We start from the raw sequence: 22,506 nt of genomic DNA, 5'->3' as shown, positions 1-22,506 counted from the left end.
CAGAGCGTTCGCCTTCCTAAATTATGGAGAACCCATGTTAATAAAGACCGCAGCCGCAGTATCGCTGTCTGTGCTGTCGATGAGCTGTTACGCCGGTATAAATTCCTTTACTTCCAACGGCCGGGCCGATGGTCTGCCAACGGTGGTACCAAAGCAGTCGATAAAACTGGAGTGGTCCGTTACGCCTGGCGTAAGCGTCACTCTGGACGGAGCGCCAGTCACGGGATCCTTAGTAAGTGTGATCGTACCTGAGCAAGGTTCGGCATTGGCGGTTACCTACACTTTGCGGACGTCCGATGGGGGTGTGAAGACGCTGAATTTCCGGTACGGAAGTGCGCTGACCGGGGAGTTTATCAAGGAACGGTACACGGCGGGCTGCGACCCCAGAGAGCCGGTTCCGACACACTATTATCCACGGGTCGAACCTCGGCATTGCGCGACGGTACGGGTCGAGCATCCGGTATTTGTCTGGCCGCAAGCCGACAGTTTAAAAGAATACAGCATGTCGTTCACGCTGGTCGATCCCGACGGCAATAAGATCGTGGACCGCCAATCCGTGTCCATACCGCGGCTCTTGCTGGACCAGCCGCTGACAAAAACGGGGGTATACACCTGGACAGTGGTATTTGCCAGAGCAGGATACGGTGACCGGACCCAAACCCGAAAATTCGAGTATTTGGGCGCTGAGCTGGACAGTTATCCCAGCGCCGCGACTGTTACCGCAACTGTTCGCCAAAAACAGCATCCGCGTATTGTGCCGCGCGAGAATAACGGTACCCCGGTCAGCTTCACGACTATTAGAAGCAAATTGGGAGGCGGGCATTTAGAGACCCTTTATGACCGCCTGCTCACCACTGCCTTGGCGGAGAAAGATATATCCACCTTACCGCCCGAACCTAATACAGGAATGAGTGGCACAGGCAGGACTAACGCAACCATAACAGCGACAAGGCCGTTGGAACGCATCGCCATCGCCGCCGTCATCACCAAAGACTCGACATATCGCGACGCTGCTCTGAAGCGGATGTTGGCGATGGCCGCCTGGGACGTATCGGGAGACGGGCCAACCGGCGAAACCACCGAAGGAGACCAGGCCAATCGTGAGATTTACTTGACTCTGGCCCGTGCGCTGGACTTGCTTTACGCGGACATGACGGCTGCCGAGAAAAAGCAGAGCGTACCAATCGCTCAGGCAATTGTGGCAAGGATGAAGCTGGCGATTGACCACTACGACAAGAAATTTGAGCTATTACCGAACCTCCAGGAAAATCCTTACGATTCCCACGGATTGACTGGCGCGCTTTATCTTGCTGAGGCACTGATGTACACCAGCGGCATGGACCTGGATGGCTTCAAGGTCGACCCGGATGGGACAATGCTGTCGCAAGCCTGGGACCGCGCTGTTACGACACTTGCCCCATGGGGTAGCGGTGACGACAGTGCTTTCGGCAACAGTACCTATTATGGCTGGATGACCTTGGATGTTTACAGCCGCACGCTGGCTGCGTTCAAGCTGCTGGCAGACATAGATCTGGGCAATACGCCGGCACTTCACAAGTTCCATGACAATTTCATCGCATTCACGCCACGAACACGGGAGAAAGACACGCTGCTGGGTAGCCCGTTTGGCGACTCAGCGGAGAGAACCGATAACTATTATTCGTACGCCTGGAACTCTTATCGGCTATACGCGCACGTGACGGGAAAACCGATTGATGAATGGTATTACAGAGATAATTCTCCCAAGTTGGAAATCGGGGACAACACGCAACTGCGTTTCTTCAACTTCTTTATGTTCGGCCTTTCCGTGCCGCCCGGCACCGCCGAAACCCCAGAGTTACCGAATTCATATTTATTTGAAGATGCCGGACTGGTTGCAATGCATTCGGACACCGCGAACCCCGACCGCTCTAGTCTTTATTTCCGATCAAGCCGGCTAGGCACCTACAACCATAACCATGGCGACAATAATGGCTTTGCTTTTGTTTCCAAAGGCTCTCCAATTTTCATCTCCAGTGGGGAATATGGCACAGGTGACGAAAATGTTCCAAGTGAAAAAAAAGCACTGCTCCGTCGCGCTACGCGCTACAAGAACGCACTGACTTATGACGATGGGATGGGCCAGGCAGAACCAAAAGATACGACCAGATTCGGTATCCCTGAAGCTTCGATGCGAACCGTCGGCAGGCTCACAAACTACTACACGAGTGACACGGGCTGGACCGTTACTACCGGGGATGCAACTTCCGCATATCAACAACGCATCGCCGATTACCCTTTCTGGGAATCCAGGCTTAAGTCCGCGATTCGCACGGTTGCCTACAATCGGAAGCTGGGCATTGCTGTGATTTACGATTATGCGGAGAGTGATAAACCGCGTTACTGGGCCGTGAATTTCCATACACCCAGGGAAATTTCAAGGATGAAAGGGGAGCTCGGATCGGGGAAGTTCCAGGTTTTCCGTTCCAAAAAAGCGGGTGCCGTCCCAGCGGACGACGAACCCCCTTCATCGTTTGTTTGTGTTACGCAACATGGACTGGCCGGTGCGTTAGGCCCTGTCCCCTTCCCTACCCAGCGTCGAACCAGTATCACTATGAATACAAGACTAAGGCAGCGTGGACAGAATACTGGGGCATGACGGTCATACTGGAGAATTGCGCCGACAAGGATAATACGCCTGTTACCTATGGGGTCAAACAACAGATGACTGTGACGCGGGGCACTGCTGCGCTGCGTTTCGACAAAGGGACGGTTCAGATTGCCGAGTAGCTTAAGGCGCCATTGCGGCCGTATCGCTCAGGTTGCCTACGGTAGCGGACCACCCTGAATCCGGCGGAGGCGTTGTTTAACTTGCAGCGTCTTTTTAGGGTCAACTGCGCCTTTGCGGCGGTTGGTCGCAAAGGCGCGGTGGCGTTGGCGTGGCGCGTTCCGGTGGTCGCCAGCAACGTCGCGTTGATCGTTGCAGGGTTTTGGGACGCGAGGTCGCGGGCGTGGTTTTGAATGGGTTACTGCGCGCGCCCTTGGCGCGCGGCGCCGTTGGGAAGCGATTGCCCGCGCAGCGGACAATCGCTCCCCAACGACAAATGGGCGATTCGGAGAGCCCCGCGCTGGTAGGCGCGAGTCTTCGAATCCCCCGCGGAGAGCCCGCAGGGGCTCTCCTTCTCTCCGCCATGAAACAAATGTAAAAAAGCCACCCGAGGGTGGCTTTTTTACATTTGTGTTCCTGGCGGAGAGAGGGGGATTCGAACCCCCGGTAGGCTATGAACCTACACACGCTTTCCAGGCGTGCGACTTAAACCACTCATCCATCTCTCCTGCATGCTGCTGCTCCCGCCTTGCGAGAGGCGCAGATTATAGCAAGGATCGCCGTTGAGTACCAAGTTTTTTCGGTGGAACAATTATTGTCCCGTCATCGAGCGAGCTTTGCGGCGGCGGGCGACGCTGGTCAGTACGGCCAGGCCGCCCAGCAGCATGGCTGCCGTGGCGGGTTCCGGTACTGCCTGGACGTTGGTGTAGGTACCGTCGAAGCTGTACGTGACGGCCATCGCGTCCACTGTCGTGGCGCGCATCAGGTCGAGGAACGTGGCGTTGCCGGCGTAGTTGCCGAGCAGGCGGAAGGCGTAGCCTGGGGTGCCCTCGTCGTCCAGCACCGTCAGGCTGGCGCCATCGCTGACTGCCGCCAGGCCGTTGAAGGTGAGTGCGGACTGGCCCAGCACGATGGTGGCGTCGCCCGTCAGCGCCAGGCTGGCGAACGTCTGGGCGGCGGCGCCCGTCAGGTCCAGCGTGCCGCCTGCCATGACCAGCGCGCTGGCCGCGTCGATGCGGTTGGCGCCCACCAGCGTCAGGGTGGCGTCGCCGAGAAGTGTGCTGCCGGTGTAGGTGCTCTGGCCGGTCAGCGTCATGGCGCCGCTGCGCAACTCCACGCTGGCGAAGCCCGAGATCGCGCCGGCATAGGCGAACGTGTTGCCCGCGCCCGCGTCGACGATCATCGTGTTGGCCGCACCGCTGCCGCCGTCGATAGCGCCGACGATGCTCGCGTTGCCGCCATTGACGGTCACGGTGTTGACACCGCCGCCCAGCGCGATGGCCTTGCCGCTGCTGCTGCCGTCGATGGCTCCCGCGTTGTAGATAAACGTATTGTCCGCCCCGCCCTGGATCGCGGCACGTTGGGCGCCGCCGCCCTGGATGGTCGCACCGGCGTGGTTGTTGACCGTTACCGTGAAGCCGCTGGCCGCGCCGGTCGCGAAGATGGCCGCGTCGCTTTGCCCCCGAATCAGGCCACCGGCCTGGTTGACGATGGTGGTATTGCCGTACAGGCCCTCGCGTGTTCCCGCCAGCGGGCCGCTGGCGATGTCGTTGCCGGCCAGCGTGATGCCGCGGCCCACGGCGTTGCGGTTGCCTGCCGCCGTCAGGCCCTCGATGATGCCGGCGTTGACGATCTTGCCGCCGCCCGCCGAGATGCCTTCGCTGAATGCCGGGCCGCTGCCCGCATCGCTGTAGGCGTTCAGCGAGCGGATGACGCCACGGTTGGTGATATCGACCAGGCCGTCGACATCGACGCCGTCGCCATCGCCGGTCACGCCGTTGCCGAGGATCGCGCCGTCGTTGACGACCGTGACGACCTGCCGCGCATTGAAGCCATCCACGTTGATGCCCGAACCGCTGTTACCGCGGATCGTGCCGCCGCTGGCATTCGTCACCGCCAGCGTGAACGCCACGCCCGCGGACGCCTGCTCCGCCGTGATGCCGTGGCGCGCGCCGGAGACGAGGCCCGTGGCGGCGTTCGTAACGCGAATGCCCGAGTTGTCCTGGCCGTCGATGCCGTCGCTGCTGGCGCCCGTTGCCGTCAGCGAGCGGATCGTGCCGGCATTGAACAGCGTGCCGTTGGCGCCGGGCCGTACAGCGTCGGCTTCGGAAGCGCTCATCGTCCCGCCGGCAAAGTTGTTGATCGCGTTCGCGCCCGTCATGGCGGAGAAATCGACGGCCTGCGCCCCGCCTGCCGATGCGTTCTGGGACAACAGCGTGCCGTAGTTGTTCAGCGTTGCGGTGCCTGTCGCTACGTTGACCTGGATGACGTCCGCATCGGCGGTGCGGATCAGCGCACCGCTGGCGTTGTTGATGACGAGGCCCGTGACGCCCTTGTTGTCGCGGATCGCGCGGCCCGAGCCGGTCTGCTCGATCGTGCCCAGGTTGTTCAGCACCGCGTCGTTGCCGGAGATCGTCACCGCCACCGTGCCGCCGGTCGTCGTCAGCGAAGCGCCGGCGCTCACCGTACCCACCTGACCGCTGCCCGGCCCCAGGAGCTGGCCCGTGGTGACGGCGCCATTGATCGTGAACGGTGCGGCGCCCGCACTGGCGCTCAGCGCGAGCGTGACGGCAAGGATGGCGGCATTGATCGGCGTGCGCGATGGATGGACGGCTGGCATGGGGCGGCTCCTGGTTATAAGGTTGTCATGAATTCGGTCAGCCGCCTGTTATATGACAGCGATGTGACGCGCCGATGACAGCCGCCCCTGAAACGACAAAAGCCACCGCGAGGTGGCTTTTGCTGGTGTCGCTCGCCGATGCGTAGACTGTTATGCCGATTCCTTGAGCTGTTCCAGAATCGCCGGATTCTCCAGCGTCGACACGTCCTGCGTGATGTTCTCGCCTTTGGCCAGCACGCGCAGCAGGCGGCGCATGATCTTGCCGGAGCGGGTCTTCGGCAGGTTGTCGCCGAAGCGGATTTCCTTTGGCTTGGCGATCGGACCGATCTCCTTGCCGACCCAGTTGCGCAGTTCCGTTGCCAGCTTCTTCGCTTCGTCGCCGGTCGGGCGGGCCTGTTTCAGCACGACGAAGGCGCAGATCGATTCGCCGGTCGTGTCGTCCGGTTTGCCGACGACGGCCGCTTCCGCCACCAGCGGATTCGCCACCAGCGCGGATTCGATTTCCATCGTGCCCATGCGGTGGCCCGAGACGTTCAGCACGTCGTCGATGCGGCCCGTGATCGTGAAGTAGCCCGTGTCCTTGTTGCGGATCGCGCCGTCGCCGGCCAGGTAGTATTTGCCGCCCAGTTCATCCGGGAAGTAGCTGGTGCGGAAGCGCTCCGGGTTGTTCCAGATCGTGCGGATCATCGATGGCCATGGACGCTTCACCACCAGGATGCCGCCCTGCCCGTTCGGTACGTCGGCGCCCGATTCGTCGACGATTGCCGCCATGATGCCCGGCAGCGGCAGTGTGCAGGAGCCTGGCACCATGGGCGTCGCGCCCGGCAGCGGCGTGATCATGTGGCCGCCCGTTTCCGTCTGCCAGAACGTGTCGACGATCGGGCACTTTTCCTGGCCGACGTTCCGGTAGTACCACATCCACGCTTCCGGATTGATCGGCTCGCCGACGGTGCCCAGGAGGCGCAGCGACGACAGGTCGAAGTTCTTCGGATGGACTTTCGCGTCCACGTCCGATGCCTTGATCAGCGAACGGATCGCGGTGGGCGCCGTGTAGAAGATCGATACCTTGTGCTTGGCGATGGTCTCCCAGAAGCGGCCCGCGTGCGGGAACGTGGGGATGCCTTCGAAGATCAGCTGCGTGGCGCCAACGGCGGTCGGGCCGTAGGCGATGTAGGTGTGGCCGGTGACCCAGCCGATATCGGCCGTGCACCAGTAGACGTCGTCAGGCTTGATGTCGAACGTCCACTTCATCGTCAGCGCGGCCCACAGCAGGTAGCCGCCGGTCGAATGCTGCACGCCCTTCGGCGTGCCCGTCGAGCCGGACGTGTACAGGATGAACAGCGGGTGCTCGGCCTCCACCCACTCCGGCTCGCAGTCCGCGCTCTGGCCCTCGACGAGGTCGGACAGCCACAGGTCGCGCCCTGCGACGAAATCGATGTTGCCGCCGGTGCGCTTGTAGACGATGACGTTGCGGATCGTGTCGCAGCCGCCCATCGCCAGCGCTTCGTCGACGATGCTTTTCAGCGGCAGCTGTTTGCCGCCGCGCAGCTGCTCGTCGGCCGTGATGACGGCGACGGCGCCCGCGTCGATGATGCGTTCCTGCAGGCTCTTGGCCGAGAAGCCGCCGAACACGACGGAGTGCGTGGCGCCGATGCGCGCGCAGGCCTGCATCGCGGCCACGCCTTCGACCGACATCGACATGTAGATGACGACGCGGTCGCCCTTCTTGATGCCCAGCGACTTCAGGCCGTTGGCGAACTTGCCGACCTTTTCGTGCAGCTCGCGATACGTGACGCGCGTGACGGCGCCGTCATCGGCCTCGAAGACGATGGCGGTCTTGTCGGCATTGCCGTTGGCGAGGTTGCGGTCCAGGCAGTTGTACGAGGCATTCAGTTTGCCGTCGTCGAACCATTTGTAGAACGGCGCCTCGTCTTCGTTGAGCGTACGCGTGAATGGCGTCTGCCAGTCGAGGTTTTCGCGTGCGAGGCGGGCCCAGAAGCCTTCGTAATCGCGTGCCGCTTCGTCGCACAGGGCCTGGTAGGCCTCCATGCCGGCCACGGTGGCCTGGGCCGTGAACTGCGCGGGTGGCGCGAACACGCGCGATTCGACAGGTCCTTGTTGTTCGGTGCCTTGCTGTGCTGCGGTAGCGGTCATGCTTGTCTCCATCGTGGTATTAGTTTGCCAAAACAGTAAGCGGGCGCCCTTACACCCCCCTTACAGCCGGGCACCCGCCCGTCGGCAAATGACAATGCTGCCATTCTACTCAGAATCCACGAAGGACGACGACGCCCTGTTTCCGCCCCGGCAGTTCAGCGTTCGGCGCCCTGGGGTGGCGCCGGCAGCACGCGCCGCAGGCCGGCCGTCAGCATCCGCCGCACCGCGCCGCTGAGCTTCTGTTCCAGCAGCCAATGCGCCACCGCGGCCAGCGGCAGCGCGCACAGCACGGTCAGGAAGACCTGCGCCCAGGTCTGCGTATCGATCCCCCAGCGCGACACGTACCCGACGAGCAGCCACTGGCCGAGGTAATGCGTCAGGTACATCGAGTACGACACGGTGCCGAGCCAGACCAGCGGCGCGGGAGGATCGAGCACTACCGTCTTGCTGGCCAGCGCCAGCAGCAGCACCATCAGGGCCAGCGGCCAGCCCCATTCGCGCGGCCCATGGAACATGCCGATATTGCCGAACACGTACCACGCCGCGAAGCCGATGCCGCAGACGACCAGCAGCCACGCCACTTGCACGCTGCGCACGCGGAACCAGGCGCACCGGTACAGGTGGCCGATCGCCACGCCGGCGAGGAACTCGAAAACGATCGGATTGGTCACCAGATGCAGGTACGGTGCGGAGAACTCGAGCTGCTGGCGCACGTTCAGCGACGGTCCACCTCGGCCCATCGGCAGCAGCACGAGCGTGAGCAGCATCCACGCACAGAACGTGAACCAGCGCAGCCGGCCCGTCAGCATGCACAGGCCGAACACGAGGTAGAAATACATCTCGAATGCCAGCGTCCAGCCAAGCGGGAAGGCGAAGCCGAAGAACGGCGGATCGGCAGGGTCGACGGGGATGAACAGCAGGGACCTGATGAAGGCGCCGATGCGGTCGATGTCGGTAAAAAATTCAGGGCCGCCGCGGCGCAGCAGCAGGTACAGCACCGTGACGACGGCGTAGGCGGGCCAGATGCGGGCGAAGCGCTTGACGCCGAACAGCAGCGCGGCGCGGGCGCCCGTGGCCCCGGCCGTCGTATACACCATGATGAAGCCGCTGATGATGAAGAACAGGTCGACGCCCATCGCGCCCGGATACAACAGGCACTGCGCCAGCGGAAACTGGTCCGTGTTCTGCAGCAGGTAGCGCGCGTGCGTCAGTACCACGCACAGCACCGCGACACCGCGCAGCGCCTGCACCCAGCGCAGTTTGTCGTCCCCTTCTTTCATCCGCCTCTTCCGTCCGCCGCGCTGGCGCGGCGGTTGCCAAAAAGGCCAGAGTGTATCAGGCGTCGGGTCGGCCAGGGCCAGTGCCGGCGTGCGGCGCTGGCCATGCAGGCTGAACATGCCGAATTACCGGGACGTGCTGCTTTTCCTGTCGGCCTGGCCTGCACGCTGTCGCAGACCGCCCGAGAAGTCTCGGCCTTGAGCTGCGGCAAGCAGGCGACGGGTGTAGAATGTCGGGTGTTTTTTGCCCGCAGCAGTTACCTGCAGCATTTGCCCGCACGACCCTCAGGAGAAGCCGCACGATGCTCGACCCCAATCGCCCCGACCGCCCGAACACCCCGCGCCTCAGCCCCATTGCTTCCTTCATTTTCATGTCGCGCTGGCTGCAATTGCCCCTGTACCTGGGCCTGATCCTGGCGCAATGCGTATACGTGTTCCATTTCTGGGTTGAGCTGAAGGACCTGATCGGCGCGGCGATGGGCAACCAGGCCTCGCTGGAGCACATCTTCCAGGCCGTGGCGGTGCCAGGCGCCGCCATGCCGACGAAACTGAACGAGACGACGATTATGCTGGTGGTACTGGGCCTGATCGATGTCGTCATGATTTCGAATCTGCTGATCATGGTCATCGTGGGCGGTTACGAGACGTTTGTCTCGCGCATGAACCTGGAGGGCCACCCGGACCAGCCGGAATGGCTGTCGCACGTGAACGCATCGGTGCTGAAGACGAAGCTGGCGACCGCGATCATCGGCATCTCGTCGATCCACCTGCTGAAAACGTTTATCAATGCCGAGGCCTACACGCCGAAAGTGTTGATCGCACAGACCGTCATACACATTGCCTTCCTGCTGTCCGCCATCGCCATCGCCTATACGGACCGCCTGATGTCGACGACGCACAACGAATCCAAGAAGCACTAATCCAGCCAACCGCTAGTGAGTTTTTAACATGACCATCATCAAGCAAGACGACCTGATCGAATCCGTGGCGGCAGCGCTGCAATACATCAGCTACTACCATCCTGCCGACTATATCCAGCACCTGGCCCGTGCGTATGAAGCGGAACAGAGCCCGGCCGCCAAGGACGCGATCGCGCAGATCCTGACCAATTCGCGCATGTGCGCGGAAGGCAAGCGCCCGATCTGCCAGGACACGGGCATGGTCAACGTCTTCCTGAAAATCGGCATGGGCGTGCGCTTCGAGGGCTTCCGCGGCACGGTCACGGACGCCGTCAACGAAGGCGTGCGCCGCGCGTACAACTTCGCCGACAACAAGCTGCGCGCATCGATCGTGGCGGACCCGCACTTCGAGCGCAAGAACACGAAGGACAACACCCCGGCTGTCGTGCACATGGAACTGGTCGAGGGGAACACGGTGGAAGTGGCCGTGGCGGCCAAGGGCGGCGGATCGGAGAACAAGACCAAGTTCGTCATGCTGAACCCGTCCGACTCGCTGGTGGACTGGGTCATCAAGACCGTGCCGCTGATGGGCGCCGGCTGGTGCCCGCCGGGCATGCTGGGCATCGGCATCGGCGGCAGCGCCGAAAAGGCCATGCTGCTGGCAAAAGAGTCGCTGATGGAAGACATCGACATGTATGAGCTGAAGCAGCGCGGCCCGCAAAACAAGCTGGAAGAACTGCGCATCGAGCTGTGCGACAAGATCAACGCGCTGGGAATCGGCGCGCAGGGCCTGGGCGGCCTCACGACGGTGCTCGACGTGAAGATCAATATGTACCCGACGCACGCGGCATCGAAGCCCGTCGCGATGATCCCGAACTGCGCCGCCACGCGCCATGCGCACTTCGTGCTGGACGGCTCCGGCCCGGCGTACATCGAGCCGCCAAAGCTGTCCGACTGGCCGAGCGTCAGCTGGGCACCGGACACGGAAAAGTCCAAACGCGTCGACCTGAACACGCTGACGAAGGAAGAAGTGGCCTCCTGGACGCCGGGCCAGACCCTGCTCCTGAATGGCAAGATGCTGACGGGCCGCGATGCAGCGCACAAGCGCATCCAGGACATGCTGGCCAAGGGCGAGCCGCTGCCGGTGGACTTCACCAACCGCGTCATCTACTACGTCGGCCCGGTCGATCCGGTCGGCGACGAAGTGGTGGGCCCGGCCGGCCCGACGACGGCCACGCGCATGGACAAGTTCACCGACATGATGCTGGAGAAAACGGGCCTGATCTCGATGGTCGGCAAGGCCGAACGCGGTCCGACGGCGATCGAATCGATCCAGAAGCACAAGTCGGCTTACCTGATGGCCGTTGGCGGCGCCGCTTACTTGGTCTCGAAGGCGATCAAGCATGCGAAGGTGGTTGGCTTCGAGGACCTGGGCATGGAAGCGATCTACGAGTTCGACGTCGTCGACATGCCGGTCACGGTTGCCGTCGATTCGACGGGCACCTCGGTGCACCAGACGGGCCCGAAGGAATGGTCCGTCAAGATCGAATCGCTGAAGACCGCCGTTCCGGCCTGAGGTGATGCGATGACGCAGCCTGTCCATGCCACGTCCGTCGACTCCCCGATCGGCATTTTCGATTCCGGCATCGGCGGGCTGTCAGTATTGCGCCATATCCACGCGCAACTGCCACACGAGCACTTGCTGTACTTCGCCGACTCCGGCTATGCACCGTACGGCGGCCGCAGCGAGGAGTGGCTCATTGCGCGTTCGCTGGCCGTGGCAGGATTCCTGTTCGGCCAGGGGGCCAAGGCGCTGGTTGTGGCCTGCAATACGGCGACGGTGGCCGCCATCAAGGCGATCCGCGCCGAGTGGCCCGGCATGCCGATCGTCGGCGTCGAACCGGGGTTGAAGCCTGGCGCGGCCGCCACGCAGTCCGGCAAGGTGGGCGTGCTCGCTACCGACCGCACGCTGCGCGGCGAAAAACTGCTGCAGCTGCGCGACCAGATCGCCGCCGACACGGGCGCGCAGTTTCTGCTGCAGCCGTGCGTCGGCCTGGTGGACCGGATCGAACGGGGCGAACTGGGGTCGGTGGAAACGGCGGCCATGCTGGAGCAGTTCGTCGTGCCGCTGCTGGAGCAGGGTGCCGACACGCTGGTGCTGGGCTGCACGCACTATCCGTTCGTGGAAGAGCTCATCCGGCAAGTCGTCGCCAGCCATGCAACGGGCCCCGTCACCCTGATCGACACGGGCGACGCCGTGGCCCGCCAGCTGGCGCGGCTGCTGGAAGGCGCGGGCCTGCTGCGCCCCGCCGGCACACCGCGCCTGCGCGGCTACACGACGGCCGACCCCGCCACGCTGGCCGCAGCGTTCCATGGCCTGCTGGGGCTGACGCCGCAAGTGGAGTCGGTCAACGTCGCCTGACCCACCGACAAGAAAACCGGAGCCTGTCACCGGTTTTGGAAAACCGGTGACAGGCTCCGGTTTCCAGGCTTTTCTAGAGGCTTTGCATTTAGATTTGCCAGAAGCAAAACGGCTATGTATAATGCGGCCTCTGTCATGCAGAAGGTGTTGCAGAAGCAGTAGTAGTTCAGTGGTGGCTGTAGCTCAGTTGGTAGAGTCCAGGATTGTGATTCCTGTTGTCGTGGGTTCGAGCCCCATCAGCCACCCCACCGAATTCGTCGAAAAGCCCCGTGTCCGCACGGGGCTTTTTGTTTTTGGCGCGCACTTGGAGGCATATTGATGCAGGTTGTGGATCGGACCCTGGGCCGCGACGACGTCGTCGCCCTTCTAGCGGAGGGCACGCCAGTCTTTGACGGCTGCGACTTCGATGGCGCCGACCTGTCGCGCCTGGACCTGCGCGGCGCGTCCTTCAGCAATTGCAGCGTGGCGCAGACGTCGTTCTATGCGGCCGGCCTTGGCCACAGCACGTGGCAGCGCTGCCGCGGCCGCGAGGCGGACTTCGAATCGGCCGACGTGACGGACGCGCGCTTCCACAGCTGCGACCTGAACAACAGCAGCTGGCGGCGCGCCAAACTGGCTTCCGTCCTCTTCAAGGGATGCAAGCTGACGGGCGCCAGTTTCGAGGAAGCGGCCCACCTGGGGCTGACGTTCGAGGAGTGTCTGCTGATCGGCGCCGACCTGCGCCGCATGTCGTTGCGCAAAGCCACGCTGTTGGAGCTGGACCTGTCCGACGCGGACCTGGCCGGATGCGACCTGCGCGACACTGTCTTTCAGGGCGGCAGCCTGCGCGACGCCAACCTCAAGGGCGCGCGTTTCGACAACGCGGACCTGCGCGAAGCAGATCTGGGCGGACTGACACTGGCTGACACCAGATTGTTCAAAGGTGCATGGATCTCGCCGCGGCAGGCGGCGGAGATCGTCGCCGAGCTGGGATTGCGGGTGGGCTGATACAGAGTGCGGTTGTCCGGCAACAGAATGGGGGAAACTTCGTGATTGTTTCCACTCGGCACTAGTTTAGCGCTAAAATAACGCCATCGACCTTTGCGAAATGCATCCATCATGGCAGCAGACATCCCCACCCGGGAATTCACGACATACAGCAAGGACACCCCGGTCGGCCATCCCAATTTTGGCGGACGCGCCGGCATCTTCGTTCCCACCGAATCGTTCGACCTGGATGCGTCGACGACTATCCGCAAGGGCGCCGGCATCGTCGGTTTCGGCAATGTCGACGGCTCGCTGACGGTCTATTTCGAAGCCAACCGTTTCGACGAATCGGGCCTGCACAAGTGGGAGCACAAGGTACGCAAAGCGTACGATCGCCTGATCGCGACCGCCCCCACCGTGTCGAAAGCGAAGATGAACGCCAGCACGCTTGAGCTGATCGGCCTGATCGACGGCATGGGCATCCGCATCAGCCATCCCGAACAGCTGAACCACTGGCTGACGATTTCCAACGCGCTCGACACCGCGCCGGAGTCGAGCGTCATTCCGTTTGGCCGCAAGTAAGGCAATCGCCCCTGGTTGCTCGCAGTACCGTCACTTGCAAGAAAAAGCGCAGGCCAGACTGCCTGCGCATTCCGGCGAGCCGTATTCCTACAACGGCTCGACGCTTTTGCCGATGACCGCTCCTTAAGCACCGCTTAAGATGGAACCATCACGAATCCAAACGCGACGGTCATCAGGAGCACATCATGTTACGCCATCTTCCACTTACGCTGAGCTCGATTGTCGTGGGATTCGTCGCTACGTCGACCTATCTGCTGTGCTCGGCTGACATGCTGACGCACGGGACATTCTTCCTGCTGCACTGACGTCGCGCCGGGGCTGACGCGTCTCATTGTCAGCGGCGGCCCCAGCCGCGCCCTCCGCCCCAGCCGCGTCCGCCCCAACCGCGATGGCGGTGATTGCTGAACATAAAATCCAACCCGATTGACACCGGCGGCCAGTAATAGGCTGGCGGGGCCGCATATACAGGTGCCGGCGCATACACCGGCGCCGGTGCATAGACGGGCGTCGGCACATAGATCGGGCGCTGCACGTAGGTCGTTGTGGTCACCGGTTCCGATGTGTAGTTGCTGCCGGCCGAGGCGCCCGTGCCGACGGGCACTGGCGTTACCGATACGGTGCGCCACTGATAGGGATCGACAGGTTGAGCGGTGTAGTATGGACCTGGCACGGCACAGCCGGCCAGTGCAAGTACAACAGGCAACGTCAATAACAGGGTTTTCATCGCAGATCTCCTTCCCGATCAGACATGATAAGGAATATCGCGTGTGCCTGCCGGGGATTTACACACGGTTACAGCGCGAAACAACATGCGCACTCTGGCAAACTGAAGCATGCCGTTCAGGACTCGGAACCGACCGGGGAAGGAGCAGGAAGGGGACACAACAGGGGCCGCACGACGACAGCGAGCCGTACCACGACAGCGAGCCGTACCATGACAGCGAGCCGGAACTGACCGGCGCGCCATCGTTGCGGCATCGCGCCGCCCCTCTTCCCGACCTTCGGCGTTGCCGATCAGTGCCCGCGGGCCTGCTTCTTGCCGCCGCCAGCGCCCTTGTCGCTGCCCGCCTTGGTATGGCTTGCAGCTTCCTTGCCGCTCTTGGCTTTCTTCTTGGAAGGCGTCGCTTCCACGTCAGCCTGGGTTGCCGACTGCTTGTTCTGACTGCCCGACGATTTCGATTGCGCCATCTGAACTCTCCCGTTCGCTCAAAGAGACCCACGTCTCCCTGCGAATTAAATATACGGGATATCGCACTTATCGAGCGCACGCCCGGCCGCATCGACACGCTGGGCGCAAATCTCGTACCGGATGCCGTATTCCATCTCGACGCGGTATACGCGGCCATACGGCAGCACGATGCCTTCCTTGTCCTTCTTCTGATAGGACAGCGCGGGCACGTCGCCCGGGATCGCCATCGACGTGTGGAAGTTGCGCCGCCGGTCCTGCTGGCGCCGGTGCACGTCGACCGAGAAGCCCACGTCCAGCGTCACCCCGCCCGCGATGTATTCGTAACGGGTGATGCTGCGCGCCGCGCTCAGCACGCCCCACTTGCACGGCATCGCCGCATTGTCGCAATGCTTGATCTGCGCCAGAGGAAAGATTTCCTCGTGATTGGCCAGCTGTGCCAGCGGCCAGCCCGTGCGAATGCCGTCGCGCTTGCCGGACATCGGATTGGTCCACGTCATCGCGTTGATGACGTTGACGGTTTCCTTGTTGCGTGCCGGATCGTGGGGATTGCGCATCATGCTGCAACCGGACAGCATCGCGGCGGTCAGGAGGAGGAGCGACAGCTTTGGTGGATACGGATATTTCATGACTGGGAACGATGCAAGCGACCCCGCCAGATTAACAGATGTGCGCAGGCTCCAACAGCGCGGCTGACCGAGTGGCGACGGGCGTAAAAAAACCGGCTTCTCGAAGCCGGTCTCCTGAAATGCGCGATACCGCTGTGCGCAGCGACTGGGTCAGTCCAGTTTCCATGCGTAGTCGACCTTGGTCCACGTTTCCGCCGGCGCGCCGTCCTTCGAGCCTGGCTTGAATTTGCAGGCGGACAGCGATTTGATGGCAGCCTTGTCCAGATTCTTGAAGCCGCTCGATTTCTCGACCTTGGAATCCTTCACGTCGCCGCCGGCCGAGACCAGGAACGACATCGATACGGTGCCCTGCTCTTCATTCATCAGCGAAGCCTTCGGATATTCGGCCTTGCAGTTTTTCGCATCGAACGATGCCGGCACTTCCGCGCCAAACGCCGCGCCCGACACCAGCACCGCAGCCACCACACTGAACTTCAGCTTATTCGTGAACATGTTTTTATTCCCCTTAGTGTATCAATCGATGAATTACAGCGACCAAACGTAGTCGACCTTCGTCCAGGTCTGCGCTACGGCACCGTCCCTGGTGCCCGGCTTGAACTTGCACGAGGTCAGCGCTTTCAGTGCTGCCTTGTCCAGGTTCTTGTAGCCGCTCGATTTTTCGACCTTCGAATCCAGCACGTCGCCACCCGGCGAAACGAGGAACGCCATCGTGACGGCGCCTTGCTCCTCATTCAACAGGGAGGCTTTTGGATAGTCCGCCTTGCATTTGCGGGCATCCACGGAGGCTGGGACTTCGACGCCAAACGCTGCGCCGGAGACGAGGGTTGCTGCGATAAAACCGATGAAACGCTTGTTCATTTTTATTTCCGCTGTATTCAAGAGCTTGTAATCCGGGTGTGCCACCGCGGGCCGCGCCGTGCGCAGCCCACGGTCCTTAGAATTCTTCCCACTCGTCCGCACCGGACGAAGCGGTCGCAACGACCTTCTTCGGCTTCGGCGCGGCCGCCACAGGCGCTGCGACGGCCTTGCGAGGCGCCGGGGTACGGACCGCCGGAATGGCCGGCTTGACCACGGGGATCTGCTTGACGGTCGCGGCGGTAGCGGCCTGGACTGCGCGTTCTTCGCCCGCTTCCAGCTTGAAGATGCTGACGACGCGGGCCAGTTCGGACGCCTGGTCCTGCAGGCTCTGCGCGGCGGCGGCGGCTTCTTCGACCAGCGCGGCGTTCTGCTGCGTCATGCTGTCCATCTCGATGATCGACTGGTTGACCTGCTCGATGCCGGCGCTTTGTTCCTGGCTGGCGTTGGCGATCTCGCCCATGATGTCGGTTACGCGGCGGACCGAGTCCACCACTTCGTCCATCGTCACACCGGCCTGGCCGACCAGCTTCGAGCCACGCTCGACCTTCTCGACGGAGTCGCCGATCAGGGCCTTGATTTCCTTGGCGGCGCCGGCCGAACGCTGGGCCAGGTTACGCACTTCCGATGCCACGACAGCGAAGCCGCGGCCCTGTTCCCCGGCACGGGCCGCTTCGACGGCGGCGTTCAGGGCCAGGATGTTGGTCTGGAAGGCGATGCCGTCGATCACGCCGATAATGTCGACGATCTTGTTGGCGGACTCGTTGATCGAGCTCATCGTGTCAACCACCTGCGACACCACGGCGCCACCCTTGCGGGCCACGTCGGAGGCGCTGGCAGCCAGCTGATTGGCTTCACGGGCATTGTTGGCATTCTGCTTGACGGTCGACGTCAGTTCTTCCATCGCGGAAGCGGTCTTCTCCAGCGACGATGCCTGCATTTCGGTACGGGACGACAGGTCGATATTACCGGCGGCGATTTCGCGGGACGCGGTGCCGATCGTTTCGGTACCGACGCGCACCTGCCCGACGATGCCCACCAGGCTGTCGCGCATTTCCTTCATTTCCACCAGCAGGCTGCCCTTGTCCGTGGACGAGGTATCGATATCGATCGACAGGTCGCCATTGGCGATGCTGCCGGCGATCGATGCGGTGTATTCCGGCTCGCCGCCCAGCTGCTTGAGCAGGCCGCGGGTAATGGCGTAAGCGGCGGACAGCGAAATGAGCACGGCCATCACGCCCAGGCCGATCATGAACGTACGGGCGCTGCTGAAACCTTCCGCCGCGTCGATCTTGACCTGGTTATTCAGTTTGTCCTCGAATGCGCCCAGCTGATCCAGTGCGCCCATCCATTTGTTCTGGGCGGGGCGGATTTCCTTGATCAGGATTCTGGTTGCGCCCATCGCGTCATTGGCCAGCCACAGCGCGGAAGCGCGCTCGATGGCAGGCATTGCCAGGGCTTCGTATTCCTTGATCTGCGCCAGCAGCTTCTTTTCTTCCGGCGCCGCTTCCACGGCGAATTGCGCTTCCAGCTTTTTCAGTGCCGCTTCATATTTCGCGGTCTGCTCTTTCAGACGCGCGAATTCCGGTTCCATATCGGCCGGGTCCGACATCAGCGTCAACACGCGCAGCGAGCCGACGCGGTCGGAGACGTTATGACGCATATCGACGACCAGGCGCGTCACGACGTTATTCACGCTGACCACGTGATCGAGCCGGTCCTGAATCTGCGCCATGCGGAAGATGCCCACTACCGTGACTGCGATCAGGAACAGCAGTACCAGTGCGAACCCGAGACCCAGGCGGGTCCCTACTTTCATTTTGCTCAAATTCATTTCGGCTCTTCGTTAAAAATGACGATTGTTATGATTGCCCAGGAACGTATATTATTGATATCGCTCACTGATCCTTGCTGTAACGCAAGTAATTACAGTAACAAACATTGACTGCGAATGCAAAACAAGGCCGCCAAAACGAAAGACTGCTGTCGTTTTTTCGTCCCTTTTTGACACATTTTTTCATCACATTCGTGTGTCTTCCAAGAAATTATAGTTGCCCACATTGCCAGCGGGCAAGCATAACTTGCCCAAAAACTACGCAAGCCAAATTTGTTTGGGGAAAAAGAGACACGCAAACGATTGCGCATGAGAAGGTCGCGTTGCCCGCGTCCTGATGCGGCACGATGATGGGTTTGGGAACGGTGCGCGGTAGCGCGGCAGTCGCGCGACTCAGCCCGTGACAGCCCCGGGGTCAGGCACAAAAACTGTCACGGACTCAGGAAGAGCGGTAGAAGACTTGGTGGCTGGCCCGACGTTGTCTGTGACAGCATCGGGGTCAGGCACGAAAACTGTCTCGGACTCAGCTGGAAGAGCTGTGGGAGACTTGGTGGCAGGCCGTTGTCAGAAGTCGGACAGCCTGCTGCGTCAGCGGAAGCGGGGGATGGCTTCGAGCAGCAGCGCGGGATCGCCGCCCGCCAGCTTTTTCGAGTCGGACAGGGTCTGGCGGAAGTTCTTCGCGCCCGGCAGCCCCTGCATCAGGCCCAGCATGTGGCGCGTGATGGTGTTCAGTTTCAGGCCGCGGCCGCCCTCCTTCGCCAGCTGCGCGGCAATGTACGGCATCATCGCGTGCAGGACTTCCTCGCGCGATTTGACGGGCGCGTCGTCGCCGTAGTACCGCTGGTCGAACGTCGCCATCAGGTAGGGGTTGTGATACGCCTCGCGGCCCAGCATGACGCCATCGACGTGTTTCAGGTGCTCGTCGATCTCCGCCTCCGTCCTGATGCCGCCGTTGATCAGGATCTCGAACTGGGGAAAGTCGCGCTTGAGGCGATAGGCATATTCGTACTTCAGCGGCGGGATCTCGCGGTTTTCCTTCGGCGACAGCCCTTTCAGGATCGCGTTGCGGGCATGGACGACGAACGTCGTGCAGCCGGCATCGGCCACCGTGCCGACGAAGTCGCGCACGAAGTCATAGCTTTCCGTCTCGTTGATGCCGATGCGGTGCTTGACGGTGACGTCGATGCTGACGGCATCGCGCATCGCCTTGACGCAGTCGCGCACCAGCTCCGGCTCGGCCATCAGGCAGGCGCCGAACGCCCCCTTCTGCACGCGCTCGGACGGGCAGCCGCAATTGAGGTTGATTTCGTCATAGCCCCACTTCTCGCCCAGCTTCGCGCTCACGGCCAGGTCATGCGGATCGCTGCCGCCCAGCTGCAGCGCGACGGGATGTTCCTCGTCGTTGAAGCGCAAGTGCCGTTCCACGTCGCCATACACCAGCGCGCCCGTTGTCACCATCTCCGTGTACAGCCACGTGTGCTTCGTGATCTGGCGGTGGAACAGGCGGCAGTGGCGGTCGGTCCAGTCCATCATCGGGGCGACGGACAAGCGGCGGCCACGCGGCGTGGCAGAGACGGTTGGGCTGTTGGTGGGGATCATGGCGAAGGAGCTGGAATGCGGGGCCGCACATTATACAGGCCGTCCGCGGCCGTCGCTCAGCCCATGCGCCGCATGACGGCCGGCACGATACGCCGGTGCAGCGGCGCCACCGGCAGCATGTACAGATGCCCCAGCAGGCGATGCACATGCACCACGGTCGACACGGCCAGGCCGTCGTCGAGACGGCACAGCGAGACCTGCACGTCCAGGTGGCGGTCCGCGTCGCCGAGGACCACCTCGTCGTCCGACACGTGCAGCAGCGTGAAGATGCCGACCCGGTCGCCCGGCCGATACGCGTCCACCGGCTTGGCCGGATCGACGTTGTTCAGCCCTCCCAGGTTCTTCAGGCCCAGCGGCGCGACGACGGCGTTACGCAGCGCCATCAGACGGTTGACCCAGGGCGGCGTGCGCGCCACCGCATCCAGGAACAGCGCCAGCACAGGACGCCCGTCCGGCAGCGCCATGCGATAGCAGTCGTGGAAGTGGGCCCCCGGCAGGCGCGCATGCAGCCGGCTTGCGGCGGGGACGGCGATTTCGGCGATGTGGGTGGTTGCGCTCATGGCCCAAGCTTACACGTCTTGCACCGTCCTTGCTCATCGTCGTGATTACATGCGGCCGCGCCGTTGACACTGCCGGGACGACTGCCGATACTCGTTTGCCATCGCTGCACGAAGCCCATCCCTCATCCGACGACCGGTGACGCCCATGACCCGTTTCTCCGCCCGTTCCGCCGCACGCCTGGCGCCCATTGCCCTGCTGTTCGCATTCACGCAGTCCGCCTATGCGGACCCGGCCAAACAGGTCGAAAAACTCGATCGCGGCGTGCTCGCCATTGCCACCGGCAGCGGCAACTTCGTCGGCTGGCGCGTGCTTGGAACCGACGCGGCAGACACCCGCTTCAACCTGTACCGCGACGGCATCAAGGTGAATGCGGCGCCGCTGGAAGCGGGCAATGTCGTCGATGCGTCCGGCACGCCGATATCCCGGTACATGGTGCGCGACGTCGTCAAGGGCGTGGAGCAGGACAAGGATTACGCGGCCGCCCCGTGGAATGGCCAGGCCCTGCGCGTGCCCGTGCAGCAGCCGGCCGGCGGCGTCACGCCCGATGGCGTGGCGTACACCTATGAACTCAATGACGGTTCGGCGGCCGATCTCGATGGCGACGGCCAGTACGAATTGATCGTCAAGTGGCAGCCCACCAACGCCAAGGACAATTCGCAGTCCGGCTACACGGGCAATACCTATATCGACGCCTACGAACTCGATGGCAGGCGGCTGTGGCGCATCGACCTGGGTCGCAATATCCGCGCCGGGGCGCACTACACGACGTTCGTCGCCTACGACTTCGACGGCAACGGCCGCGCCGAAGTCATGCTGAAGACGGCCGACGGCACGGTCGATGGCCGCGGCACCGTCATCGGCGACCCGGCGGCGGACTACCGCAACCCGGCCGGCTACGTCCTCGACGGCCCCGAGTTCATGACGGTGTTCGACGGCCGCACCGGCAAGGCGCTGGCGACCGCGGGCTACCTGCCGGCGCGCGGTACCGTGGGCTCGTGGGGCGACAACTACGGCAACCGCGTCGACCGCTTCCTCGGCGGCGTCGCTTATCTGGACGGCTCGCGGCCCAGCGCCATCTTCGCCCGTGGCTACTATACGCGCGCCGTCGTGGCGGCATGGGACTGGCGCGACGGCGTCTTGAGCAGCCGCTGGGTCTTCGATACCAACGTCGAAGGCGCCGAAGCGCGCGGCCAGGGCGCGCACTGGTTCTCCGTCGCGGACGTGGACAGCGACGGCCGCGACGACATCGTCTACGGCGCGGCCACCATCGGCAGCGACGGCCATCTGCTGTACAGCACCAACCTGTGCCACGGCGATGCGCTCCACGTCGGCAAGCTCGATCCGGCACGCGACGGCCAGCAGATCTTCATGGTGCACGAAAGCCCGAGCTGCTACGGTGTATCGGGCGCCGAGATGCACGATGCGGCCACGGGCAAAATCCTGTGGAGCGTGCCGGGCAATGGGCGCGACGTGGGCCGCGGCGTCTGCATGGACATCGACCCGGCGTATCCCGGCGAAGAATGCTGGGCCTCCGTCGGTGGCCTGATGAGCGCAAGCGGGCAGCAGATCTCCGCTACCCGGCCGAACCGGATGAACTTCGCCTTCTGGTGGGATGGCGACCCGCTGCGCGAATCGCTGGACGGAACCGGCATCGATAAATGGGACCCGGCCACCACCGGCTTCACGCGCATCCTGGAAGGCGCCACGGCCAACGCGGCGTCGAACAACGGTACCAAGGCGACTCCCGTGCTGTCGGCCGACATCCTGGGCGACTGGCGCGAGGAAGTCGTGTGGCGCACGGCCGACAATACGGCGCTGCTGGTGTTTTCCACGACTGCACCGACGCCATACCGCATCCCGACACTGATGCACGATCCGCAGTACCGCGTGCAGGTGGCAGGCCAGAACGCCGGCTACAACCAGCCGCCGCACCCGAGTTTTTACCTCGGCGAAGGCATGAAGCCGGTGGTGCCGGCACCGATCCGCCCCCGTTAAGCATTGGGCAAATTCGGGACAGGCGTCGTTGTTCGATGCCTGTCTCCGACGTCAAGCCAGCAGCCACCGCACACGATGACCAGATGAAGTTCTCAGCCTTTCTCCACCTCGCAACCATCCT

At 62.8% G+C, this 22,506-nt stretch carries 19 protein-coding genes and 2 tRNA genes; 9 read left to right on the top strand and 12 right to left on the bottom strand.

Going from position 1 to position 22,506, the window contains the following annotated elements:
- Positions 1 to 34 precede the first annotated feature (34 nt).
- Both E1742_RS22255 and E1742_RS27100 read left to right on the top strand, forming a co-directional pair.
- Positions 35 to 2,638: a heparinase II/III domain-containing protein gene (locus tag E1742_RS22255; protein ID WP_134387291.1), complete on the top strand. Its 2,604-nt coding sequence runs from the start codon at positions 35 to 37 to the stop codon at positions 2,636 to 2,638.
- On the top strand, positions 2,635 to 2,769 hold the full coding sequence (locus tag E1742_RS27100) for a hypothetical protein (protein ID WP_259772412.1): 135 nt from the start codon (positions 2,635 to 2,637) through the stop codon (positions 2,767 to 2,769). Before E1742_RS22255 ends, E1742_RS27100 begins: the two co-directional genes overlap by 4 nt.
- A gap of 455 nt (positions 2,770 to 3,224) precedes the next feature.
- On the opposite strand, the gene E1742_RS22250 is transcribed toward E1742_RS27100, so the two are convergent.
- The 4 genes from E1742_RS22250 to E1742_RS22235 all read right to left on the bottom strand — a co-directional run bounded on the left by E1742_RS22250 (position 3,225) and on the right by E1742_RS22235 (position 8,860).
- A tRNA-Ser gene (locus E1742_RS22250) sits at positions 3,225 to 3,315 on the bottom strand.
- Between the two features lie 83 nt (positions 3,316 to 3,398).
- A complete protein-coding gene (locus tag E1742_RS22245) occupies positions 3,399 to 5,426 on the bottom strand; it encodes a beta strand repeat-containing protein (protein WP_134387290.1) in 2,028 nt (675 codons plus the stop codon).
- Positions 5,427 to 5,576: 150 nt separating this feature from the next.
- Entirely contained in the window at positions 5,577 to 7,580 is a 2,004-nt protein-coding gene (gene acs, locus E1742_RS22240) for an acetate--CoA ligase (protein ID WP_134387289.1), read from the bottom strand.
- Between the two features lie 155 nt (positions 7,581 to 7,735).
- Complete coding sequence (locus E1742_RS22235; RefSeq protein ID WP_166793537.1) at positions 7,736 to 8,860, bottom strand: acyltransferase family protein; 1,125 nt, start codon at positions 8,858 to 8,860, stop codon at positions 7,736 to 7,738.
- Positions 8,861 to 9,159: 299 nt separating this feature from the next.
- Between E1742_RS22235 and E1742_RS22230 the strand changes: the two genes are divergently transcribed.
- From E1742_RS22230 to E1742_RS22205, 6 genes are all read left to right on the top strand, one after another.
- On the top strand, positions 9,160 to 9,777 hold the full coding sequence (locus E1742_RS22230) for a YqhA family protein (RefSeq protein WP_134387287.1): 618 nt from the start codon (positions 9,160 to 9,162) through the stop codon (positions 9,775 to 9,777).
- A 28-nt stretch (positions 9,778 to 9,805) separates the two neighbouring features.
- Positions 9,806 to 11,332 carry a fumarate hydratase gene (locus E1742_RS22225; RefSeq protein ID WP_134387286.1) on the top strand — a complete coding sequence of 509 codons (1,527 nt, stop codon included), beginning with the start codon at positions 9,806 to 9,808 and terminating at the stop codon, positions 11,330 to 11,332.
- 9 nt (positions 11,333 to 11,341) lie between these two features.
- Positions 11,342 to 12,178: a glutamate racemase gene (gene murI, locus E1742_RS22220; protein ID WP_134387285.1), complete on the top strand. Its 837-nt coding sequence runs from the start codon at positions 11,342 to 11,344 to the stop codon at positions 12,176 to 12,178.
- Between the two features lie 172 nt (positions 12,179 to 12,350).
- Positions 12,351 to 12,426, top strand: a tRNA-His gene (locus E1742_RS22215).
- A gap of 70 nt (positions 12,427 to 12,496) precedes the next feature.
- Positions 12,497 to 13,165, top strand: a complete 669-nt coding sequence (locus E1742_RS22210) for a pentapeptide repeat-containing protein (RefSeq protein ID WP_134387284.1) — start codon at positions 12,497 to 12,499, stop codon at positions 13,163 to 13,165.
- A gap of 111 nt (positions 13,166 to 13,276) precedes the next feature.
- Positions 13,277 to 13,726, top strand: a complete 450-nt coding sequence (locus E1742_RS22205; RefSeq protein WP_134387283.1) for a hypothetical protein — start codon at positions 13,277 to 13,279, stop codon at positions 13,724 to 13,726.
- A gap of 334 nt (positions 13,727 to 14,060) precedes the next feature.
- On the opposite strand, the gene E1742_RS22200 is transcribed toward E1742_RS22205, so the two are convergent.
- From E1742_RS22200 to E1742_RS22170, 8 genes are all read right to left on the bottom strand, one after another.
- On the bottom strand, positions 14,061 to 14,450 hold the full coding sequence (locus tag E1742_RS22200) for a hypothetical protein (protein WP_134387282.1): 390 nt from the start codon (positions 14,448 to 14,450) through the stop codon (positions 14,061 to 14,063).
- 290 nt (positions 14,451 to 14,740) lie between these two features.
- Positions 14,741 to 14,914 (bottom strand): hypothetical protein, encoded by a 174-nt coding sequence (locus E1742_RS26260; protein ID WP_166793536.1) that lies wholly within the window; start codon positions 14,912 to 14,914, stop codon positions 14,741 to 14,743.
- Positions 14,915 to 14,959: 45 nt separating this feature from the next.
- The gene (locus tag E1742_RS22195; RefSeq protein WP_166793535.1) at positions 14,960 to 15,541 is read right to left on the bottom strand and encodes a hypothetical protein; all 582 of its coding nucleotides are present in this window, start codon (positions 15,539 to 15,541) and stop codon (positions 14,960 to 14,962) included.
- 150 nt (positions 15,542 to 15,691) lie between these two features.
- On the bottom strand, positions 15,692 to 16,033 hold the full coding sequence (locus tag E1742_RS22190; RefSeq protein ID WP_134387280.1) for an energy transducer TonB: 342 nt from the start codon (positions 16,031 to 16,033) through the stop codon (positions 15,692 to 15,694).
- A 33-nt stretch (positions 16,034 to 16,066) separates the two neighbouring features.
- A complete protein-coding gene (locus E1742_RS22185) occupies positions 16,067 to 16,399 on the bottom strand; it encodes an energy transducer TonB (RefSeq protein WP_134387279.1) in 333 nt (110 codons plus the stop codon).
- Positions 16,400 to 16,475: 76 nt separating this feature from the next.
- Positions 16,476 to 18,215: a methyl-accepting chemotaxis protein gene (locus E1742_RS22180; RefSeq protein WP_134388286.1), complete on the bottom strand. Its 1,740-nt coding sequence runs from the start codon at positions 18,213 to 18,215 to the stop codon at positions 16,476 to 16,478.
- A gap of 603 nt (positions 18,216 to 18,818) precedes the next feature.
- Positions 18,819 to 19,829, bottom strand: coding sequence for a tRNA dihydrouridine(20/20a) synthase DusA (gene dusA / locus E1742_RS22175; protein ID WP_134387278.1), 1,011 nt, complete (start codon positions 19,827 to 19,829; stop codon positions 18,819 to 18,821).
- Positions 19,830 to 19,885: 56 nt separating this feature from the next.
- The gene (locus E1742_RS22170; RefSeq protein WP_229466236.1) at positions 19,886 to 20,389 is read right to left on the bottom strand and encodes a DUF2867 domain-containing protein; all 504 of its coding nucleotides are present in this window, start codon (positions 20,387 to 20,389) and stop codon (positions 19,886 to 19,888) included.
- A 145-nt stretch (positions 20,390 to 20,534) separates the two neighbouring features.
- On the opposite strand from E1742_RS22170, the gene E1742_RS22165 reads away from it, so the two are divergent.
- Positions 20,535 to 22,385 carry a rhamnogalacturonan lyase gene (locus tag E1742_RS22165; protein ID WP_134387277.1) on the top strand — a complete coding sequence of 617 codons (1,851 nt, stop codon included), beginning with the start codon at positions 20,535 to 20,537 and terminating at the stop codon, positions 22,383 to 22,385.
- Positions 22,386 to 22,506: the final 121 nt, after the last annotated feature.

Source organism: Pseudoduganella plicata, from assembly GCF_004421005.1.
Classification (GTDB): domain Bacteria; phylum Pseudomonadota; class Gammaproteobacteria; order Burkholderiales; family Burkholderiaceae_D; genus Rugamonas; species Rugamonas plicata.
The sequence above is the reverse complement of the archived record's forward strand: the minus strand, read 5'-3'. Positions and strand labels throughout refer to the sequence as shown.